We start from the raw sequence: 17,638 nt of genomic DNA, 5'->3' as shown, positions 1-17,638 counted from the left end.
AGTAATGTATGTGAATTACTTCACAATATAATGTGGAATTATTCACAAGCAATTCTCAAGGAGGAACTACACTTATGAAAATCGCGGTTATTGGATGTACACATGCTGGAACAGCAGCAGTTTCAAATATGACGAAGCTTTATCCGGAAGCAAAAATTACCGTTTATGAAAAAAATGATAATGTTTCATTCTTATCTTGCGGCATCGCATTATATGTAGGAGGAGTTGTTCAGGACGCACAGGGCTTATTTTACTCTTCACCTCAAGAACTTGAGAACATGGGAGTTACGATGAAAATGAAGCATGCCGTAACTTCTATTGATTCAGAAGCGAAAACACTGACAGCTGAAAACCTTGAAAAAGGGGAAACGTTCGAAGATACGTATGATAAATTAGTGATGACAACAGGTTCATGGCCGATCGTGCCTCCACTTGCGGGAATTCAATTAAATAATATCGTCCTTTCTAAAAACTTTAACCACGCAAATAAAATTATTGAAAAAGCGAAGGATGCACAGAAAATAACAGTAGTCGGGGCAGGCTATATTGGGATTGAGCTTGTAGAAGCGTTTGAATCATACGGAAAAGAAGTTACTTTAATAGACAGTTCAGACCGTATTTTAAGTAAATATCTAGATCAGGAATATACAGAAGTCATTGAAGAAGAATTTAAAAATCGCGGCATTACTCTTGCTCTGGGAGAAACAGTCAGCAAATTCGAAGGCGAAAACGGCAATGTTTCAAAAGTAGTAACAACCAAAGGCGCGTACGAGACAGATCTAGTTGTTCTTTGCATAGGATTTAAGCCGAATACAGGTTTGCTTCAAGGGCAAGTTGATATGCTGGATAATGGCGCTATAATCGTAAATGAGTATATGCAAACAAGCAATGAAGATATCTTTGCAGCAGGCGACAGCTGTGCGATTCTCTATAATCCAACCGGGAAGCATGCTTATATTCCATTAGCTACAAATGCCGTCCGGATGGGAACATTAGCCGCAAAAAACTTAGTGAAGAAAACGATTAAATATATGGGGACTCAAGGTACATCAGGCATTAAAATTTATGAAAATAATATCGCTTCAACAGGCATGACAGAAACAGCCGCTTCTTTTATGGATATGAATGTGAAAAGTATCACAATCTTAGAGAACGATCGCCCTGAGTTTATGCCATCCTATGAACCTGTCACTTTAAAAGTCATTTATGAAGAAGAGACAAGAAGAATTGTAGGTGCACAAGTGATGTCAAAAGCGGATCTGACTCAATCAATCAACACTTTATCTGTCTGCATCCAAAATCGCATGACGATTGATGAGCTTGGCTATGTCGACTTCTTCTTCCAGCCTCATTACAACAAGCCGTGGAACTTCTTGAATCAGGCTGGTTTGCAGGCGATGCAGTAATAGAAGAAAACAGCGGAATGCATGCATTCCGCTGTTTTTATATGGATTAGGAGATTTTTGTAAAAAAGAAAGTATTTAATTCAAATTAGAAAGTATTTTCCTGTTTTTCACCAGTATTGAGGGCATTCCGGACAGTAAATGGACCGGTTTGGAAAGTAATACAAGGTTCGGCCCTAAAATGATTCAATGAATCGGCAGAACGTTCACAGCCTAAATCGTCCTACTGATAAATAGCCGAACCGTTTTCAACAAATTCTTTTGACTTTTGTTTCAGTCCTTCTTCAATTTCCTGTTCTTTAACAGTATTTCTTAAATCGTGGGAAATTCTCATCGAGCAGAACTTCGGTCCGCACATCGAGCAGAAATGAGCGGTTTTAGCTCCTTCGGCAGGTAACGTTTCATCATGATATTCCTTTGCCCGGTCAGGATCAAGGGATAAATTAAATTGATCTTCCCAGCGAAATTCAAATCTGGCTTTAGACAGGGCATCGTCTCTATACTGTGCATTTGGATGTCCTTTGGCGAGATCAGCGGCATGAGCAGCAATTTTATAGGCAATGACTCCTTCGCGAACATCATCTTTATTGGGCAATCCCAAATGCTCTTTCGGCGTCACATAGCAAAGCATCGCCGTTCCGAACCAGCCGATCATCGCTGCACCTATAGCTGAAGTGATATGATCATAGCCTGGTGCAATATCTGTCGTTAATGGTCCAAGGGTATAAAAAGGTGCCTCATGGCAAATTTCCTGCTGTTTTTCTACATTTTCACGAATCATGTGCATCGGAACATGGCCTGGACCTTCAATCATTACCTGAACATCATGTTTCCATGCGATTTTTGTAAGTTCTCCAAGTGTCTCTAATTCTGCAAATTGTGCTTCATCATTTGCATCTGCAATCGATCCGGGACGCAGGCCATCGCCTAATGAAATGGAAATATCATATCGTTTTAAAATCTCGCAAATCTCCTCAAAATGGGTATAGAGAAAGTTTTCTTCGTGGTGGGCTAAGCACCATCCAGCAAGAATGGATCCTCCTCTTGATACAATCCCGGTTGTTCTTTTAATTGTAAGAGGGATATACCTCAGCAAAACACCTGCATGGATTGTAAAGTAATCGACCCCTTGTTCCGCCTGTTCAATTAAGGTATCTCTGTACACTTCCCAGGTTAAATCCTCAGCAATTCCTTTTACTTTTTCAAGCGCCTGGTAGATGGGCACAGTTCCAACTGGTACTGGAGAATTTCTGATAATCCATTCCCGGGTGGTGTGAATATCTTTGCCTGTCGATAAATCCATGATGTTGTCAGCACCCCATTTGATTGCCCATGTCATTTTTTCAACTTCTTCTTCAATGGATGAGGTTACTGCTGAGTTTCCTATATTTGCATTAATTTTGACATGAAAATGTTTGCCTATGATCATAGGTTCACTTTCTCTATGATTGATGTTTGCAGGTATAATGGCTCTGCCGCTCGCAACTTCACTTCTAATGAATTCAGGGTCCATGTTTTCACGAATGGCTATAAACTCCATCTCAGGTGTAATGATTCCTTTTCTGGCGTAATGAAGCTGAGTGACATTGGCATTCTTTTTTGCCCGCAGTACATCTCTCTCGCCAGTAAAGACGTTTTCATTTGAAGTGATATCCTCTTGGCGGCCGTTATCCTCAGGCTTAACTTTGCGCCCTGAATATTCTTCCACATCATCCCGTTCAAAAATCCAGTTTCTTCTGACTTCAGGTAAACCTTTTTTAATATCAATGGCAGCAGATTGATCCGTATAAGGACCACTCGTATCATAAACAAGCACAGGTTCATTTTCCTGTGACAACTCAATTTTCCGAAATGGAACCCGAATATCCTCTCTTGATCCTGTTTTGTACATCTTTTTGCTGCCATCAAACTGTTTAATGAATGCGAAATCCAATCTTAACTCCTCCTCGTATCGTTTAGTAGAATTTTGATCTGCACCCGCGAAAGAAATAGAAAAAGGGTTCTGTTAATAAACAGAACCCTTGGAACAGTATGTGTAAAAAGCCAAAAAAACGGCCTACGCCACACCGCTTCCCTACGCTGGTATCATCCAGATCAGGTTCAAAGGGTCAAAGAATTGCGTTCTTCTCTCAGTCCAGCATCATGGACTCCCCCAGCAGAATGAAAAAAATATTCATTTGTTAGCAATATAGCAGGTAAGTTGGCAAGCTTGCAAGTGAAAATTTTCACAATTATAAATTTAAAATATGATCAAGAAAACAATAAGTGGTTCATTGTACTTATTGATCATAAGATACGGGCTTTTTATTTATTCGCAACTAGGACAGTACCTTATTATTTGAATTTTTGATATATTAAAGATATGTATGTACTTGGAGGGGGATGGACGAATAATGAAGAATCTGGATCAGGCTCATGAAGAGAAAATCCTTTCTCAGGAAAAGCTGGATGGCATAATGGAAGTCTATCTTAATCAGCTTGAAAACTCTCCAACCGCATTTTTAATTCACGAAAACCGAAAGTGGACATATATAAATCCTTCTGCAATGAAGCTGCTAGAGGTCACCTGCAAGGAGGAACTGATTGGAAAACCCATCTGGAATTCAATTGATCCTCAGTATAGAGAGATGATCGAGCAGCGGATTACTGTTACAAAAAATGGTTTCACACCGACTTCAATGGAACAGATCTGGTATACAAAAAAAGGTTTGCCCATAAACGTGGAAGTTACATCATTGCCAAACGTATGGGGGGACAGTCAATCCACCCAAGTGATTATCAGAGATATCACAAATAAGAAAAAGCTTGAAATAGAACACGAGGAAATGATAAAAACGTTCCGTCTGATTACTGAAAACATGCGTGATATCGTTGGGCTTCTGGATGAAAACGGACTGTTTACCTATGTATCTCCGTCTTACAAAGAAGTGCTCGGATATGATATGTCAGAAGCAGTCGGATACACTCCTTTTCAATTCGTGCATCCGGAGGACAGGGAGCAGATTGCCTGCCAATTTTATAAAATGCTCAAAGAAAATAGACAGCTGACGGTTGAGTATCGTTATTTATGCAAGGATCATACTTATATTTGGCTTGAGTCGCATGGAATTCCTGTCACTGAAAATGAATCCTTAAAGCATGCGATCGTCATTTCAAGAAACATTACACAGCGGAAGCTAACAGAAGAAAAACTGAGAGAAAGCGAAAGCAAATACCGGATCATTTTAGAGCACAGCAATGATTTAATATGTGTAGTCGATCTTAAAGGGAATTATAAATACGCATCCCCTTCTTATAAGAAAATCTTGGGATATGAACCTGAGCGTATGATCGGGCAAAATGTCTTTAAATATATACTTGTTGATGATCATGTAAAAGTAGAAGAGATTATGTACACCCTTTTTATTACAAAAGAACCTGTCACAATCTCTTATCACAAGCTCAGTCATACAGGACAGGCTGTTTTGTTTGAGGGAAAAGGAATGGCTGTCTTAAATCAGCATGGGGACCCAGAAAACATTGTGTTCATTTCAAGGGATATTACTGAAAAAAGAAAAGTGGAAGAATATATCCGCAACTATGAAAAGCTTACTGTATTAGGGGAGCTTGCAGCGGGTGTTGCCCATGAAATCAGGAATCCGCTTACATCCATAAAGGGATTCTTTAAGCTGCTGACTGAAAAAGACAGGGATGAGAAAGAGATAAAATATCAGAATGTCATCATGGATGAATTAAGCCGAATTGAGCAGATCGTCAATGAGTTCATGGCACTGGCAAGGCCTCAGGCTATTCATCTGAAAGAATGCACAAATATTGTCCAGCTTCTTAAAGATACGATGATTTTATTAAGTTCAGAGGCTTCCCTCAGGAATGTGGCTATCGATCTTCAGTTTGATTCGGATTCAGCAAAAATAGAATGTGAAAAAAATCAAATGAAACAAGTTTTTATCAATGTTATGAAAAATGCAATTGAAGCTATGCCGGACGGCGGCAGCCTTAAAATCAGAGGAGTAAACAAAGAGGATTTATTTTACCAGCTGACGTTTGAAGATAATGGGACAGGTATTGATGAAAAGCGGCTGGAAAAGCTCGGAACTCCTTTCTTTACAACAAAGGAAAAAGGGATCGGACTGGGTCTTACGATCAGCAACAAAATCATTACCGAGCATAATGGAGAATTCAAAATGGAAAGTGAACTTGGCAAAGGCACAATGGTGATCATCAGACTGAAAAAATAACGGAGGCTGGGGTTATGAAGCTGTTTACAAAGGAGCAATTTCTTAAAGCACGGGGGTTTATGCTTGAAAAAGCACGAAAGATTGACCGTGCTTTATATCTTTTTGAATTTGAGGGCGGCTCTAAAGAAGATGTACTAATCGAGCTTAAAGCTTACCAGAATCAAGATGGCGGCTTCGGAAATGGACTTGAGCCGGATTTCAGATGTTCAGATTCTTCAGCACTTGCTTCAACGGTCGGCATGCAGTATTTATCCAGAGTGAACGCGGATGAAGAAGATGAAATTCTTAACAAAGTTATAGCATATTTCATGCAGTCCTTTCAAACAGAACTTCATGGATGGGAAAAAGTGCCCCCTGAGGTAGAATCAGCAGCGAGGGCACCCTGGTGGAATTATCAAAAGGCTGGGGCAGATTGGGGAAATCCCAATGCTGAAATACTGGGTTATTTTTATGAATATAAAAGATTGATTCCAGAAAGCATGCTGTCTGAATTGACAGATTATGCAATCAGCCATCTTCAGGGACTTAAGGAATATGAATTTCATGAATTGCTTTGCTATTTAAGACTTGCAGAAAGAGCGCCGAACATAACCCGCCGTGAAATGACCGTTCATCTGGATGAATTTGTTAACAAATGTATCATCAGGAATTCAGAAGACTGGACAGGCTACGGACTTCAGCCAACGGGTGTGATTCAGTCTCCAAGCTCCAGGTATTATCCATTATTCGCTGAGAGCGTGGAACAGAATCTTGATTTCAGCATTGATCAGCAAACCAATGATGGCAGCTTTGCACCAGCCTGGTCATGGGGGCAATATGATGATGTTTGGCTTCTTGCCAAAGAAGAGTGGAAGGGCTGGATTACGCTTGAAAAGCTGAGAATCTTGCGGGAGTTTAACCGGATAGAAGGACTATAAAAAACTTCAGCGTTTCCGCTGAAGTTTTACATTTCTACTTATATCATTTTATCGATCTTCATGCATGATTTTTAACTCTGCGGGAATAAAAACCGATAACGAAAACAATCATGGCAAGAGCAGCACCTGCCGTGACGAGCATGCCGTCAGGACTATGATGGCTGCCTGTGAGCTTCCACAATTTATAGGGGATAACGGAAATGGCAATAAGGATTAAAAATCCTAAATAGAGTTTAAGAATGTTTTCGTTCTTGTCCTTACTTGAACCCTTCAATTTTGCAAGCGAGTCTAAAACAAAAATTAAAAGCAGCAATGCCGCTGTCAGTACGAAGAAATCTCCCATTCTATCACCTCATTAATAGTTAAACAAACGTTTGATTAAGCTGCGAATTTCCTTGCTGCAGCAAGGTTTTCTTTGGTTCGTTCACTGATGGTGCCAGAAAATCGGGTGCAGCTGAACTCAGTTCTTTTTTTGAACCATACCCGTATAAAATCCCAAATGAAGCAATGTTCCCTTGCTCCGATTATTTCCGCTCACGGTCGCATATCATGACGCTCTCTGATTTTGGGAGAGCAGGATCATGCATCAGAACCTCTGCGATGATGTCTGACTTGGCGGTAAGTGTACCATCAAGGCTGCCGCCGGCTATATGATCAAAATAGAAGTCCATTTTGAAATGCTTAAGAATTTTTTCTGCAATGCTTTTGAAACGAAATCTGAAGCGGCGGTCTAATAAAATCTTTTAAAACAGCGGGTGAGGGCATTTTCACATTCCGTGCTTTCAATGCGTATTTAATTGAATGAATAATTCTTGTTCCGGGATCTATGAGAGGTCCGTCTAAATCGAACATAACCAGCTTAAAAGAATTCATTATATTTCCACCGCCGTTTTTCTATATTTTATCAAAAAAGCAGCTGAAGAATAGGTGTGTTAAAAAGGTTTATATGAACTTTTCTTGAATAAAAAGGGTAAGAATAAAAATGCGGAGGTGGAGAAAATGGAATTTCGAATCGAAAGAGATACGATGGGTGAGATTAAAGTTCCTGCTGATAAGCTTTGGGGAGCTCAAACACAGCGAAGCAAAGAAAACTTTAAAATCGGTATGGAAAGAATGCCTCAGGAGCTGATTGACGCATTCGCTATTCTAAAAAGAAGCGCAGCTAAAGTGAATGGCAGATTAGGAAAGCTAAGCGCAGAAAAAGAGAGAGCGATTGTGAACGTATGTGATGATATCCTCAGCCGAAAGCTTGATGAACACTTTCCTCTGGTTGTATGGCAGACAGGAAGCGGAACACAAAGCAACATGAATGTAAATGAAGTGATTGCAAACAGGGGAAACGCGCTGTTAAATGAGTCTGATCAAGTCATTCATCCCAATGATGATGTCAACATGGGTCAAAGCTCGAACGATACGTTTCCGACAGCTATGCATGTATCAGGAGTGCTCTCTGTTTTTGATTCATTGATTCCGGCAATTGATAAGCTCTATTTAACACTTGTAAACAAATCCAAAGAAAATGAAGATATCGTCAAGATCGGCAGAACACATCTACAGGATGCTACCCCGCTCACATTGGGCCAGGAAATAAGCGGCTGGGTTCATATGCTGCAAAAATCGAAAGATATGATTCTGTTATCTGTAGAAAAAATGCGGGATCTTGCAATAGGAGGTACAGCGGTTGGCACGGGGATCAATGCCCATCCTGATTTTGGGAGACTCGTAGCAGAAGAGATCAGTCTGTATACAGCAACCAAATTCCGCACATCAGAAAACAAGTTTCACGCCCTGACAAGTCATGATGAGATCGTCTTTGTTCATGGTGCTTTAAAAGGACTTGCAGCAGATTTAATGAAGATTGCAAATGATGTAAGATGGCTTTCAAGCGGTCCAAGGTGCGGAATCGGAGAAATCACCATACCTGAAAATGAACCGGGAAGCTCCATTATGCCCGGAAAAGTGAACCCAACTCAAAGTGAAGCCATTACGATGGTTGCAGCACAAGTGATGGGGAATGATGCAACGATCGGATTTGCAGCAAGTCAGGGAAATTTTGAACTGAATGTGTTCAAGCCGGTAATTATGTATAATTTCCTGCAATCGGTCAGATTGCTTGCGGACTCGATTCACTCCTTTAATGACCATTGTGCGATTGGCATCAAGCCGAATTTAGATGTAATAGATAAATATTTAAATGAATCTTTGATGCTTGTAACAGCTTTGAATCCTCATATTGGTTATGCGAATGCTGCGAGAATAGCGAAAGAAGCCCATAAAGATGGCAGTACGCTGAAAGAAGCTGCTTTAAAGCTTCAATTGCTGACGGAAGAGGAATTTGATGAGTATGTAAATCCGCTCGATATGATTGGCCCTCGGGGGGAATAGGCAGTCCGCAATGCAGTTAGGCGGATAAATTTTTCTTTAATTTGGAAGAAAACTAAGTTGGCACGCCAAAGGAGAAGTAAATTCGCCATTACTAAAGTAAGGGCAGTGCCAATTTTTTATTATTTTCTTAATGCTAGAGCTATCCTTATCTTAAGTAAACAGGCGGATAAAAGCGAAAACTTTGCTGCATTTTCTTTTGCAAAGTTTTTCGCTTTTTTTTGATTTTGATGTTGTTTAATTTAGTTGGGATCTTAACTGGAACGGGAATTGGTTTTTCATTTGATTTATATTATAAAAGCTTAGACTATAATTCGGCTAGCTTAGTCGTAATCGTGATTTTATTATCAATTTTGTGTTTAGAATTGATATCAAATTATGTGAGAAGGGTGATTTTATAATGGCTGTTAATGAATCAACAAGTGTTGCTTCAAATAATTCTGGAAATAAATTAGATTCTTATAAATCGAAGCTTATCATCGTAAAGCCCTTCAATAAAGCTTCTTTCATTATCGGAATGACGTTTCTATTATTAATTACTGTGACGATTTATGGTTTTATCACCTTTGATTACAAAGACATTAGTATTGTTGAAGAAATTTTATTAACGTTACAAAATGTGAAAACAATGTTTACACAACATTAATTTAAACATTTTGGATTTTTTGAAGGGCTCCATCAGGTGATCATTACGATTGGATTAGCGATGTTAGCAACATTGATTGGAGCGATAATTTCGCTATTTTTAGGGTTACTTGCTGCTCAAAATTTAACTTCACCTAAAACTTCAAACTTAATAAAGATTTTCATTTCATTTATTCGTGCTATACCTACTGTACTTTGGGTGTTGATTTTTGCTGCAGCTGCCGGTCTTGGAAGTGTCGCTTCTGTCATTGGAGACGCTTCACTCTGTCGGTTATTTGATTAAAGCGTATTCAGAATCTTTTGAAGAACTCGGGTGGAGGTGTGATCGAGGCTTTGAAGGGGAGTAGAGCAAATTGGCGGCAAATTGTTTTTCAGGCAATCATACCATCTACACTCACTTCCCTCATATCATGGACGTTTTTACGATTTGAAATCAATTTTGGAGTAGCAGTTGCAATGGGTGCTGCCGCAGGAGCTGGCGGGATCGGTTTTGATATGTTCATGGCAAGCAGTTTTTATTTAGATTTGCATGAAGTTGGGGCAATAACATTCTGCATTCTATTTTTTGCCATTTTTCTAGAAATAATTGCGGTCCAAATAAAAAAAGAACCTACGGAGTTGTTGGTTTGTGGAAAAACGTGTGAATAATACATAAATTTACACGTTGTTAACATGTAATTAATATTAATATTGTATTATTTGTGTTGAAAGAAGGTTATTTGTTGTAAAAAATGGTTTATTGTGTGTTTGTGATGAATTGAATAAGCAGGAGAATATTAAGGCAATCAATTCGTCGATAGGTTAGGTAATTTTAGAAATCAATTTGGAAGCGAAAATTTTAATCTTCACGCTGGAAACAAAAAATTGAATTTTTAGCTTTAGGAGAACAGTTAGTGATAATGGGTTTAGATAAAATACATAGGAAAGAGGGATAAAGCGTAATGAAGGACAAGCAATCACAAAATGAAACAGAAAAATCGTTGTCTGCTGATGTTTTTAAAAATGGAATGGACCGCCGTACTTTTTTACGGGGGACATCAAAAGTCGCTGGAGCTGCTTTGGGATTAACACTAGTAAGTTCACTAAATAGTTTACCTGTAAGTGCAGCAACTAGCTCTTCTGTTTTTAATTCACTTAGCAATAAACCAGATTTAGTTTTTCCTGTTATAAGCGATATTCATGTTCAACGTCAGAGCGATGATTTTTTAAATAAGTTTGTTACTACATTAGAACAGTTAAATAAAGTTGCTCCTAAGCAAGATGCTTTTGTCGTTGTTGGAGATTTAACGGATTTGGGAACTGAATTAGAATATGATAAGTTTATGTCTGCTTATAATCCACGAAAACAATCTCAAGCAGTTTCTATGTTTGCTATTGGAAACCATGACTACTGGAATGGTTTAACAGCAGCTGATTCTCAAAAACGGTTCTGTGAGAAAACTGGGATGGAATCGCATTTCTATCATAAGGTAATCAAAGGTTACCATTTCATTGTTCTTGCTACGGAAGATGGCAACACATCTGGGACCTTTTCAGTGAAGCAAATTGAATGGATGGGTGAACAATTAAAGATAGCAAATGCTGATGATCCGAAAAAACCAATTTTTGTCTTCCATCACCAGCCTATCAAAGGAACCGTTTATGGAAGCGAATGGGGCTTCTCTCAAAATAGAGACCTTTTTTACGATACTTTGAAAGAATATCCGCAAGTCGTCACGTTTTCTGGTCACACACATTATCCATTAGATGACCCTAGAATCATTCATCAAAAAGATTTTACGACTATCGGAACTTCTACAGGTGCCTATTTGTGGCTAGAGGGTGGAAGAGTTCAAGGAGAAATTCCTGAGGGGGCAGGTGTCCTAAATCAAGCATTAATTGTAGAAGTTTACAACAATAAATTAATCATTAAACGCCGTGATATCCATAACAATGATTGGGCAGGGGAACCATTCGAAATTAGTTATCCTGCTGATAAAGATAACTTTAAGTATACAGAAGATAGAGACCAAAAAGCACCATTTTTTACGAAGGATGCCATGATTTCTATTGATAATGAAAAAAAGACTGCTACCAGTTTAGCCATAATGTTGACCCAAGCGAAAGATGACCTTCTTGTACACGACTATAAGGTAGTGGCAAGAAATGCAGAAACAAAAGAAGTAGCCAATGAGTTTCTTGCATTCTCAGAATTCTACAATGATCCTGTGCCTAACCCTTTAACTTTGCCAGTCGGAGAATTAAAGCCTAATACAATATACGAGATCGAAGTACATGCTCTTGATGCATTCGGCAATGTAAGTAAAAACTCTTTAAAAGTATTAGGGAAAACGCTGATGACGATCCCTCAGTCTCAAATGACGGCAACAGCGACAAGTCAGGAAACAAGTGGCGCTAATAATGCAGCATCCATGGCGATTGACGGAGACCCACAAACGTTTTGGCATACAAAGTGGGATAAATCTGATGTTCTCCCCCAATCGATCACCTTAAATCTTGGAGGAACTTACCTAATCGATAAGGTCGCGTATTTACCAAGGCGATCAGGCAGCAACGGAAATATTACAGGATATAACGTTTATGTAAGTACAGATGGAGTGACCTTTACTAAAGTTGCAAGCGGAACTTGGGCAGACAACAATGTGGAGAAAGTAGCAACTTTTGATTCGAAAGATGCATCATATGTCAAGCTCGAAGCAACGGCGGGTGTTAACGGCTGGGCATCGGCTGCGGAGATTAACGTCCTTGAAACTGTAAAGAATTAGCTTCTAACTTAAGTGAAAACATTCACTGTTGGCAGTAAAGAATAGTAGTAATAATAACTTTCACCATTTCTTAAAAAGATCTTATGACAAGGATCTTCTAACAATTTAGGTTACAAGATTAAAAGTCTAAAATGAACAATTGGAGGTCAACTTTATGTTTCAAAATATAGGAATTCCCGGATTAATACTAGTTCTTGTAATTGCACTTATCATTTTCGGTCCATCAAAATTGCCAGAACTAGGTCGTGCAGTCGGCTCAACATTAAAGGAATTTAAAAACTCAACACGTGATCTAGTTTCAGATGATGAGAGAGATCAAGAGAAATCGAATAATAAGAACGAAAAAAGTATTTAATATAAATCTAGTAAGATGTGAGTAGTTCAAATAACTTGCATCTTCTTTTTTTAACGAGGTGTTACGAATGAGGAAAAATGAAATGAATCTTATCGGTCATGTTAGATGAATTGCGAAAATGACTAATTATTACCTTTGGTGTCTTCATCGTTTTTTTATGTTATCTTTTTCTTTATGTAAAAAATATCTATAATTGGATTATTCAAGACTTCCCAAATAAGTTAGCTGTTTTAGGTCCTAGTGATATATTATGGGTATATTTAATGCTGTCTAGTGTTGTTGCACTTGCTGGAACGATCCCAATCGCAGCTCATCAAATTTGGTTATATGTCCGGCCAGCCTTACATGAAAATGAGAGAAAAGTAACTTTAGCTTACATTCCTGCATTATTTATTTTGTTTATATTAGTGATATGTTTTGGATATTTTCTCATTTTCCCAATCGTCTTTAACTTCCTTCTTTCATTGTCAGATGATATGTTTATGAATTTCTTTACAGTGAAGAAATATTTTCGTTTCATGGTGAATATGACCCTTCCATTTGGGTTATTATTTGAACTTTCAGTCATTATTATGTTCTTGACAAGTATAGGGATACTAAATCCATATCGCTTACAAAAAGCAAGAAAATATGCGTACTTTGTTTTGATTTTAACGTCGGTGCTCATAACTCCACCTGATTTTCTTTCTGAAAGAATTCTTGATGGAAGCCATTGAAGGGGAAGAAGGCGTATACGGCTACCGAGAGCTGCCTCATTAAGGATTGAACATCAACTGGTAATCAACCCCAAGAAGGTCTTTCGACTATGTAAGGACTTAGGAATTCTTTTGCCTAAGCGTGCAAAGCGGAAGATCGTGTCCAATAATTAGGGGGCCAAGCCGAATTTCGGTATATAATATGGGAATCTGTGCGAAAATGGGATATTAATAGTATATATACATTTGAAAAAGTTGGTGAAATTATTGTTAATGTATGACCGTCACGAAAAAGTTATGGAGCTAATACGAAAAAATAAATCGTTAAAAGTTTCAACTGTGACAAAAATGTTTGGTGTTTCTACTGAAACCGTAAGAAGAGATTTAGAGTATTTAGAAAAGGAAGGATATTTAAGAAGAGTACGTGGCGGCGCCGTATTAGATGATATAAACAGCACAGAAATGAACTTCATTTTGCGAGAAACAAAGAACATCGAAGAGAAAAGGGAAATTGCAGAAATTGCGACACGCTATGTATCAGAAGGTCAATCGATTGCATTAGACGTTAGTACGACAAATACTGAGTTTGCTAAAGCTTTAAAGAAAAAGTTTCAACGTCTTACAATATTGACTAATTCTTTAGTAATTGCGAATGAACTTGCTGAAATGCCTTATTACACCATTATATTACCTGGAGGTGTTCTGCGAAATGAAGAATTATGCATGGTTGGACATTTGGCAGAAGAGTTCTTTAAAGGTTTTAGTATTGATACCTTCTTTATGAGTATAAGTGGAATATCATTAACTGAAGGATTAACAGATTATGGGCTGGGAGAATATCAAGTGAAAATGAAGATACTTGAGAGCTCTAGAAATTGTATCGTTTTAGCGGATAGCAGCAAATTTGATGTTGCCTCCCTTTTAAAGGTTTGTCATTTTGATCGTATCGACCGTATTATTTCTGATTCGAAGTTATCAAATAAGGTCCATCAAAAGTATACAAAAGAAGGAATTGAGATTATAAATGGGTAATAGGACTACTATTACAGAGATGAAATGTTTAAGGTAACTATCATCACTTTTTAGTTGAAATTGTAGAAAAAGAGGAAAAAGCAGTATTTTTACATTTATAGCAAAGTATTTTATTTCATTACTGATTGATTTTCAACAATTGTGAAATATTGCGGTGAAAAGAAGATTAATTATGGAAAAATAGACTTTTATTGAATTGTGGTTGTGATTTCTTTTGTCATTTTGGATAACGATTGGCAAATACAATTGTAAGTTCAGATATAGAGAAAGCTAATGCACAAGGTAAGGTGGAGAGGTTTTGAAAATTAAGGGCATTTTATTTGATAAAGATGGTACTTTATTACAATTTGGATCTATTTGGATTAAAGTAGTAGAAGGTGTCATCGATGAGTTACTTAAGATGATAGGAGAGACAGGTAATTGCAATCTCAAAAAACAGTTATGTCTTTCAATTGGATTAAGAGATGGAGAAGTTGATGAGAAAGGCCATTTAGCAAGTGGGACTACGCTCGATCTTGCCAATGCTTTTCAAGAAGTTCTGCCAAAGCATATCCCATCTTTGCAACAATGGATTTCAGAGAATATATTTAAAAAAACGAAACAATCAATCGAGTATGTAAAACCTGTTTGTAACTTATCATCTCTATTTACAGCAATTAAGCAAAAAGGAGTCATAATTGGAATTGCCACAGCTGATGACTATGAAACTACTGTACTCTGTTTACAACATTTAGGAATATTGGATCAAATACAATTTATGGGAACATCTGACCTTTACGAGAAGAAGCCTAGTTCTCAAGTAGTGGAGAAGTTTTGTGAACAATTTGGCTTAGAAAAAGAAGAAGTTGCTTTTGTTGGAGATACAGTGGTTGATTTAAAAACAGCTAAAAACGGCAAGGTGAGATATGGAATTGGAGTACTCTCGGGTGTTGGTTCTGAACGAGAGCTGCAAAATCTAGCCGATTTTGTCATACCAAATATTGAGTATCTAATTAATAGTAAAAGCGAGTTCATTTGGGATTTGAGAGAGGAAGTTAAGAGAGAGTGTGATTACTCAATATATGTTCAATAGTTATTCTAGAAAAGGGCGTCATTCTTGAAAAAAATGGTGTCCTTTTTGAATCGGGACATTTTCTCGAATAAATGATTGAGCAAAGTACTAGAATTTGGAATAAAGTTTGATAATTTTAAAAAAAGACTGATAGGAGCACACATATGGTACGTACAGCATCAAAAGCAATTATTATTCAAAACAGCGAGATTTTAGTCATCAAAAAAGAAGATGAGAAAGGACCATTCTACATTTTGCCAGGAGGTGGACAGGAGCATGGCGAGAACCTTCATGAAAATTTGAAAAGAGAATGCATGGAGGAGATTGGGGTTGAAGTTGAGATTGATGACCTGATCTTTGTTCGGGATTATGTTGGGGACAATCATGGATTTGACTGGGATAAAGGATTCCATCAATTGGATCTGATGTTTCTATGCCGCATTAAAGAAGGACAGCCTGAACCAGCAGCGGGTGTTATTCCTGATGAAGGTCAAATTGGCGTAGAATGGCTGCCTGTAAAAAATCTTACAGATTATCGGCTTTATCCTATATCGATGCTGCCTTCCATTATGATGCTTGCAAATGGGAAGAAGCTTGAAAGGATTTATTTAGGAGATGTTAATTAAGATAGGGAATGAAAGAGCAGCATGAAAGCTGTTCTTTTTTTGTTATTGGATGCTAGCGCAAAAATCACGGACTTCAACATAAAAAAACGGCCTCATAAAATGAACTGTACCCTTTAAAATGGACAGTGAAATAAAAAGTGCCTAAGCAGCTAGTAAGTGTCCTCGGTATTGAGCCGGGGTCATTTTCTTTAGTCCCCATTGATAGCGATGATGGTTATAGACTTCGATAAATTGATCAACCTCTTTTGTTAACTGCTGAAGATTTTCACATGCTCTATGATGAACATGATCTTTAAAATGGCCAAAGAAAGATTCCATTGGAGCGTTATCCCAACATTTTCCCTTTCGGGACATAGATTGCATGAGACCTAGATCTTTCACTTTATTTTGGAACAGAGGATGAGTGTAGTGAACGCCTTGGTCTGAATGTAGAATGGCTTCAGGATGAAACAGTTCTGTAGATTTTGCGAGCTTTCTTAACGTCTGATAAACGATATCCATTTCTAAAGAAGTTGATAAGTGGTACGCTAAGATTTCTTTGGTAGCTCCGTCTTTTACACATGACAAATAAGATTTCTGACCCTTTCCGTAATAGAGATAGGTAATGTCGGTTAACAGTACTTTTCCTGGCTCTCCTTGATCAAACTTGCGGTTTACGATATTTTTACACGTTCGATGTTCTTGTGTTGCCTTCGTCATCTTCCGATAAGGATTAGCTCTTCGAATTCTTGTGTTGAGATCGTACTTTTCATAAGCCTTCTAATTTTTTTGTGATTCATGATAACACCAAAATCATTTTCCAAAATCATTTTAATGGACAATGCGCCAGTACGCCCTTTATGGATACGGAATATTTCTCTGATTAGATGACTTTCCTGATCATCAGAATCTTCTCTCGCTTGTCGTTTATTATCTGACTTTAACCAAGCGTAGAAACCGCTTCTGCTTACTCCGGCAAGCTGACAGAAATAAGATACATGCCCCTGTGTGTGATGCTCCTTCAAGCTTCTCTCGATAAGTTGAAATTTCTTTGCTGCTTTTAACGTCTTTTCTTCAGCGCCTGCCTCTCGAGTTCTTCTAGCTTTTTTAAAAATTCATTCTCTGTTTCAAGATATTTAATCCTAGCCTCAGCTTTTTTCAGTTTTTCTTCGACTGATAACTCTCTTGAACTTGTACGGCCAGTACTAGCCTTGCCCCTGCGATCATCTTGCAGACCATCCTCTCCAAACTGTTCAAACGTCTTACGCCAGCGTTGAAGACATCGTTTCGGTTGTTTTTTTCCTATGATATCCAAGTCAAATCCATGCTCAATAAAAATCTGAGAAGGCCCCTTACCAGTGTGATACTCTTGAACAGCTCTGACCTTAAAGGCTGGTAAATACGTTATGGAACGGTCGGATGCATGCGATACATTAGGATTTATAACTAACTCATTTATTTGGGTTTCAGTAAACAATTTTTTACTCATTTAGGAATCTCCGTTCAAATTAATATTTTAATTATAAACGGGTTAAACATGTTTAGACATA

17 protein-coding genes, 2 pseudogenes and 1 riboswitch are annotated in these 17,638 nt (G+C 38.0%); of the genes and pseudogenes, 12 read left to right on the top strand and 7 right to left on the bottom strand.

Features of this window, described 5'->3' with window-relative positions; all coding sequences use genetic code 11:
- The first annotated feature begins 74 nt into the window (after positions 1 to 74).
- Positions 75 to 1,406 (top strand): FAD-dependent oxidoreductase, encoded by a 1,332-nt coding sequence (locus tag LIT25_23600; GenBank protein ID USK33457.1) that lies wholly within the window; start codon positions 75 to 77, stop codon positions 1,404 to 1,406.
- A gap of 220 nt (positions 1,407 to 1,626) precedes the next feature.
- On the opposite strand, the gene thiC is transcribed toward LIT25_23600, so the two are convergent.
- Positions 1,627 to 3,336, bottom strand: a complete 1,710-nt coding sequence (gene thiC, locus LIT25_23595; GenBank protein USK33456.1) for a phosphomethylpyrimidine synthase ThiC — start codon at positions 3,334 to 3,336, stop codon at positions 1,627 to 1,629.
- Between the two features lie 121 nt (positions 3,337 to 3,457).
- Positions 3,458 to 3,567, bottom strand: a riboswitch (TPP riboswitch).
- A 229-nt stretch (positions 3,568 to 3,796) separates the two neighbouring features.
- On the opposite strand from thiC, the gene LIT25_23590 reads away from it, so the two are divergent.
- Positions 3,797 to 5,641: a PAS domain S-box protein gene (locus tag LIT25_23590; GenBank protein USK33455.1), complete on the top strand. Its 1,845-nt coding sequence runs from the start codon at positions 3,797 to 3,799 to the stop codon at positions 5,639 to 5,641.
- Between the two features lie 14 nt (positions 5,642 to 5,655).
- Positions 5,656 to 6,558, top strand: coding sequence for a DUF1059 domain-containing protein (locus tag LIT25_23585; protein USK33454.1), 903 nt, complete (start codon positions 5,656 to 5,658; stop codon positions 6,556 to 6,558).
- 58 nt (positions 6,559 to 6,616) lie between these two features.
- On the opposite strand, the gene LIT25_23580 is transcribed toward LIT25_23585, so the two are convergent.
- The 3 genes from LIT25_23580 to LIT25_23570 all read right to left on the bottom strand — a co-directional run bounded on the left by LIT25_23580 (position 6,617) and on the right by LIT25_23570 (position 7,431).
- On the bottom strand, positions 6,617 to 6,901 hold the full coding sequence (locus LIT25_23580) for a hypothetical protein (protein ID USK33453.1): 285 nt from the start codon (positions 6,899 to 6,901) through the stop codon (positions 6,617 to 6,619).
- 181 nt (positions 6,902 to 7,082) lie between these two features.
- Entirely contained in the window at positions 7,083 to 7,229 is a 147-nt protein-coding gene (locus LIT25_23575) for a hypothetical protein (GenBank protein ID USK33452.1), read from the bottom strand.
- 10 nt (positions 7,230 to 7,239) lie between these two features.
- Positions 7,240 to 7,431 carry a hypothetical protein gene (locus LIT25_23570; protein USK33451.1) on the bottom strand — a complete coding sequence of 64 codons (192 nt, stop codon included), beginning with the start codon at positions 7,429 to 7,431 and terminating at the stop codon, positions 7,240 to 7,242.
- A 126-nt stretch (positions 7,432 to 7,557) separates the two neighbouring features.
- Between LIT25_23570 and fumC the strand changes: the two genes are divergently transcribed.
- The 9 genes and pseudogenes from fumC (at position 7,558) to LIT25_23525 (ending at position 16,109) form a co-directional block, all read left to right on the top strand.
- Entirely contained in the window at positions 7,558 to 8,943 is a 1,386-nt protein-coding gene (fumC, locus tag LIT25_23565) for a class II fumarate hydratase (protein ID USK33450.1), read from the top strand.
- 239 nt (positions 8,944 to 9,182) lie between these two features.
- A pseudogene (locus LIT25_23560) lies at positions 9,183 to 9,341 on the top strand (phosphonate ABC transporter permease).
- A pseudogene (locus tag LIT25_23555) lies at positions 9,341 to 10,233 on the top strand (ABC transporter permease subunit). The pseudogenes LIT25_23560 and LIT25_23555 overlap by 1 nt, the downstream one beginning before the upstream one ends.
- Before the next feature lie 293 nt (positions 10,234 to 10,526).
- Positions 10,527 to 12,350, top strand: coding sequence for a discoidin domain-containing protein (locus LIT25_23550; protein USK33449.1), 1,824 nt, complete (start codon positions 10,527 to 10,529; stop codon positions 12,348 to 12,350).
- Between the two features lie 154 nt (positions 12,351 to 12,504).
- Complete coding sequence (locus LIT25_23545; GenBank protein USK33448.1) at positions 12,505 to 12,705, top strand: twin-arginine translocase TatA/TatE family subunit; 201 nt, start codon at positions 12,505 to 12,507, stop codon at positions 12,703 to 12,705.
- A gap of 128 nt (positions 12,706 to 12,833) precedes the next feature.
- Positions 12,834 to 13,421, top strand: a complete 588-nt coding sequence (tatC, locus tag LIT25_23540) for a twin-arginine translocase subunit TatC (protein ID USK36394.1) — start codon at positions 12,834 to 12,836, stop codon at positions 13,419 to 13,421.
- Positions 13,422 to 13,667: 246 nt separating this feature from the next.
- Positions 13,668 to 14,432, top strand: a complete 765-nt coding sequence (locus LIT25_23535; protein ID USK33447.1) for a DeoR/GlpR family DNA-binding transcription regulator — start codon at positions 13,668 to 13,670, stop codon at positions 14,430 to 14,432.
- Positions 14,433 to 14,730: 298 nt separating this feature from the next.
- Positions 14,731 to 15,504, top strand: a complete 774-nt coding sequence (locus LIT25_23530; protein USK33446.1) for an HAD family hydrolase — start codon at positions 14,731 to 14,733, stop codon at positions 15,502 to 15,504.
- Between the two features lie 143 nt (positions 15,505 to 15,647).
- Positions 15,648 to 16,109 carry an NUDIX domain-containing protein gene (locus LIT25_23525; protein USK33445.1) on the top strand — a complete coding sequence of 154 codons (462 nt, stop codon included), beginning with the start codon at positions 15,648 to 15,650 and terminating at the stop codon, positions 16,107 to 16,109.
- Positions 16,110 to 16,250: 141 nt separating this feature from the next.
- Here the strand turns inward: LIT25_23525 and LIT25_23520 are convergent, their stop codons facing one another.
- The 3 genes from LIT25_23520 to LIT25_23510 are packed head-to-tail and all read right to left on the bottom strand — an operon-like array spanning position 16,251 to position 17,577.
- Entirely contained in the window at positions 16,251 to 16,835 is a 585-nt protein-coding gene (locus LIT25_23520) for an IS3 family transposase (GenBank protein USK36393.1), read from the bottom strand.
- Complete coding sequence (locus tag LIT25_23515) at positions 16,805 to 17,113, bottom strand: IS3 family transposase (GenBank protein ID USK33444.1); 309 nt, start codon at positions 17,111 to 17,113, stop codon at positions 16,805 to 16,807. Before LIT25_23515 ends, LIT25_23520 begins: the two co-directional genes overlap by 31 nt.
- Before the next feature lie 35 nt (positions 17,114 to 17,148).
- Complete coding sequence (locus LIT25_23510) at positions 17,149 to 17,577, bottom strand: hypothetical protein (protein ID USK33443.1); 429 nt, start codon at positions 17,575 to 17,577, stop codon at positions 17,149 to 17,151.
- Positions 17,578 to 17,638: the final 61 nt, after the last annotated feature.

It is taken from the genome of Bacillus sp. F19, assembly GCA_023823795.1.
GTDB lineage: Bacteria > Bacillota > Bacilli > Bacillales > Bacillaceae > Bacillus_P.
This window is presented reverse-complemented; position numbering and strand designations above follow the sequence as displayed.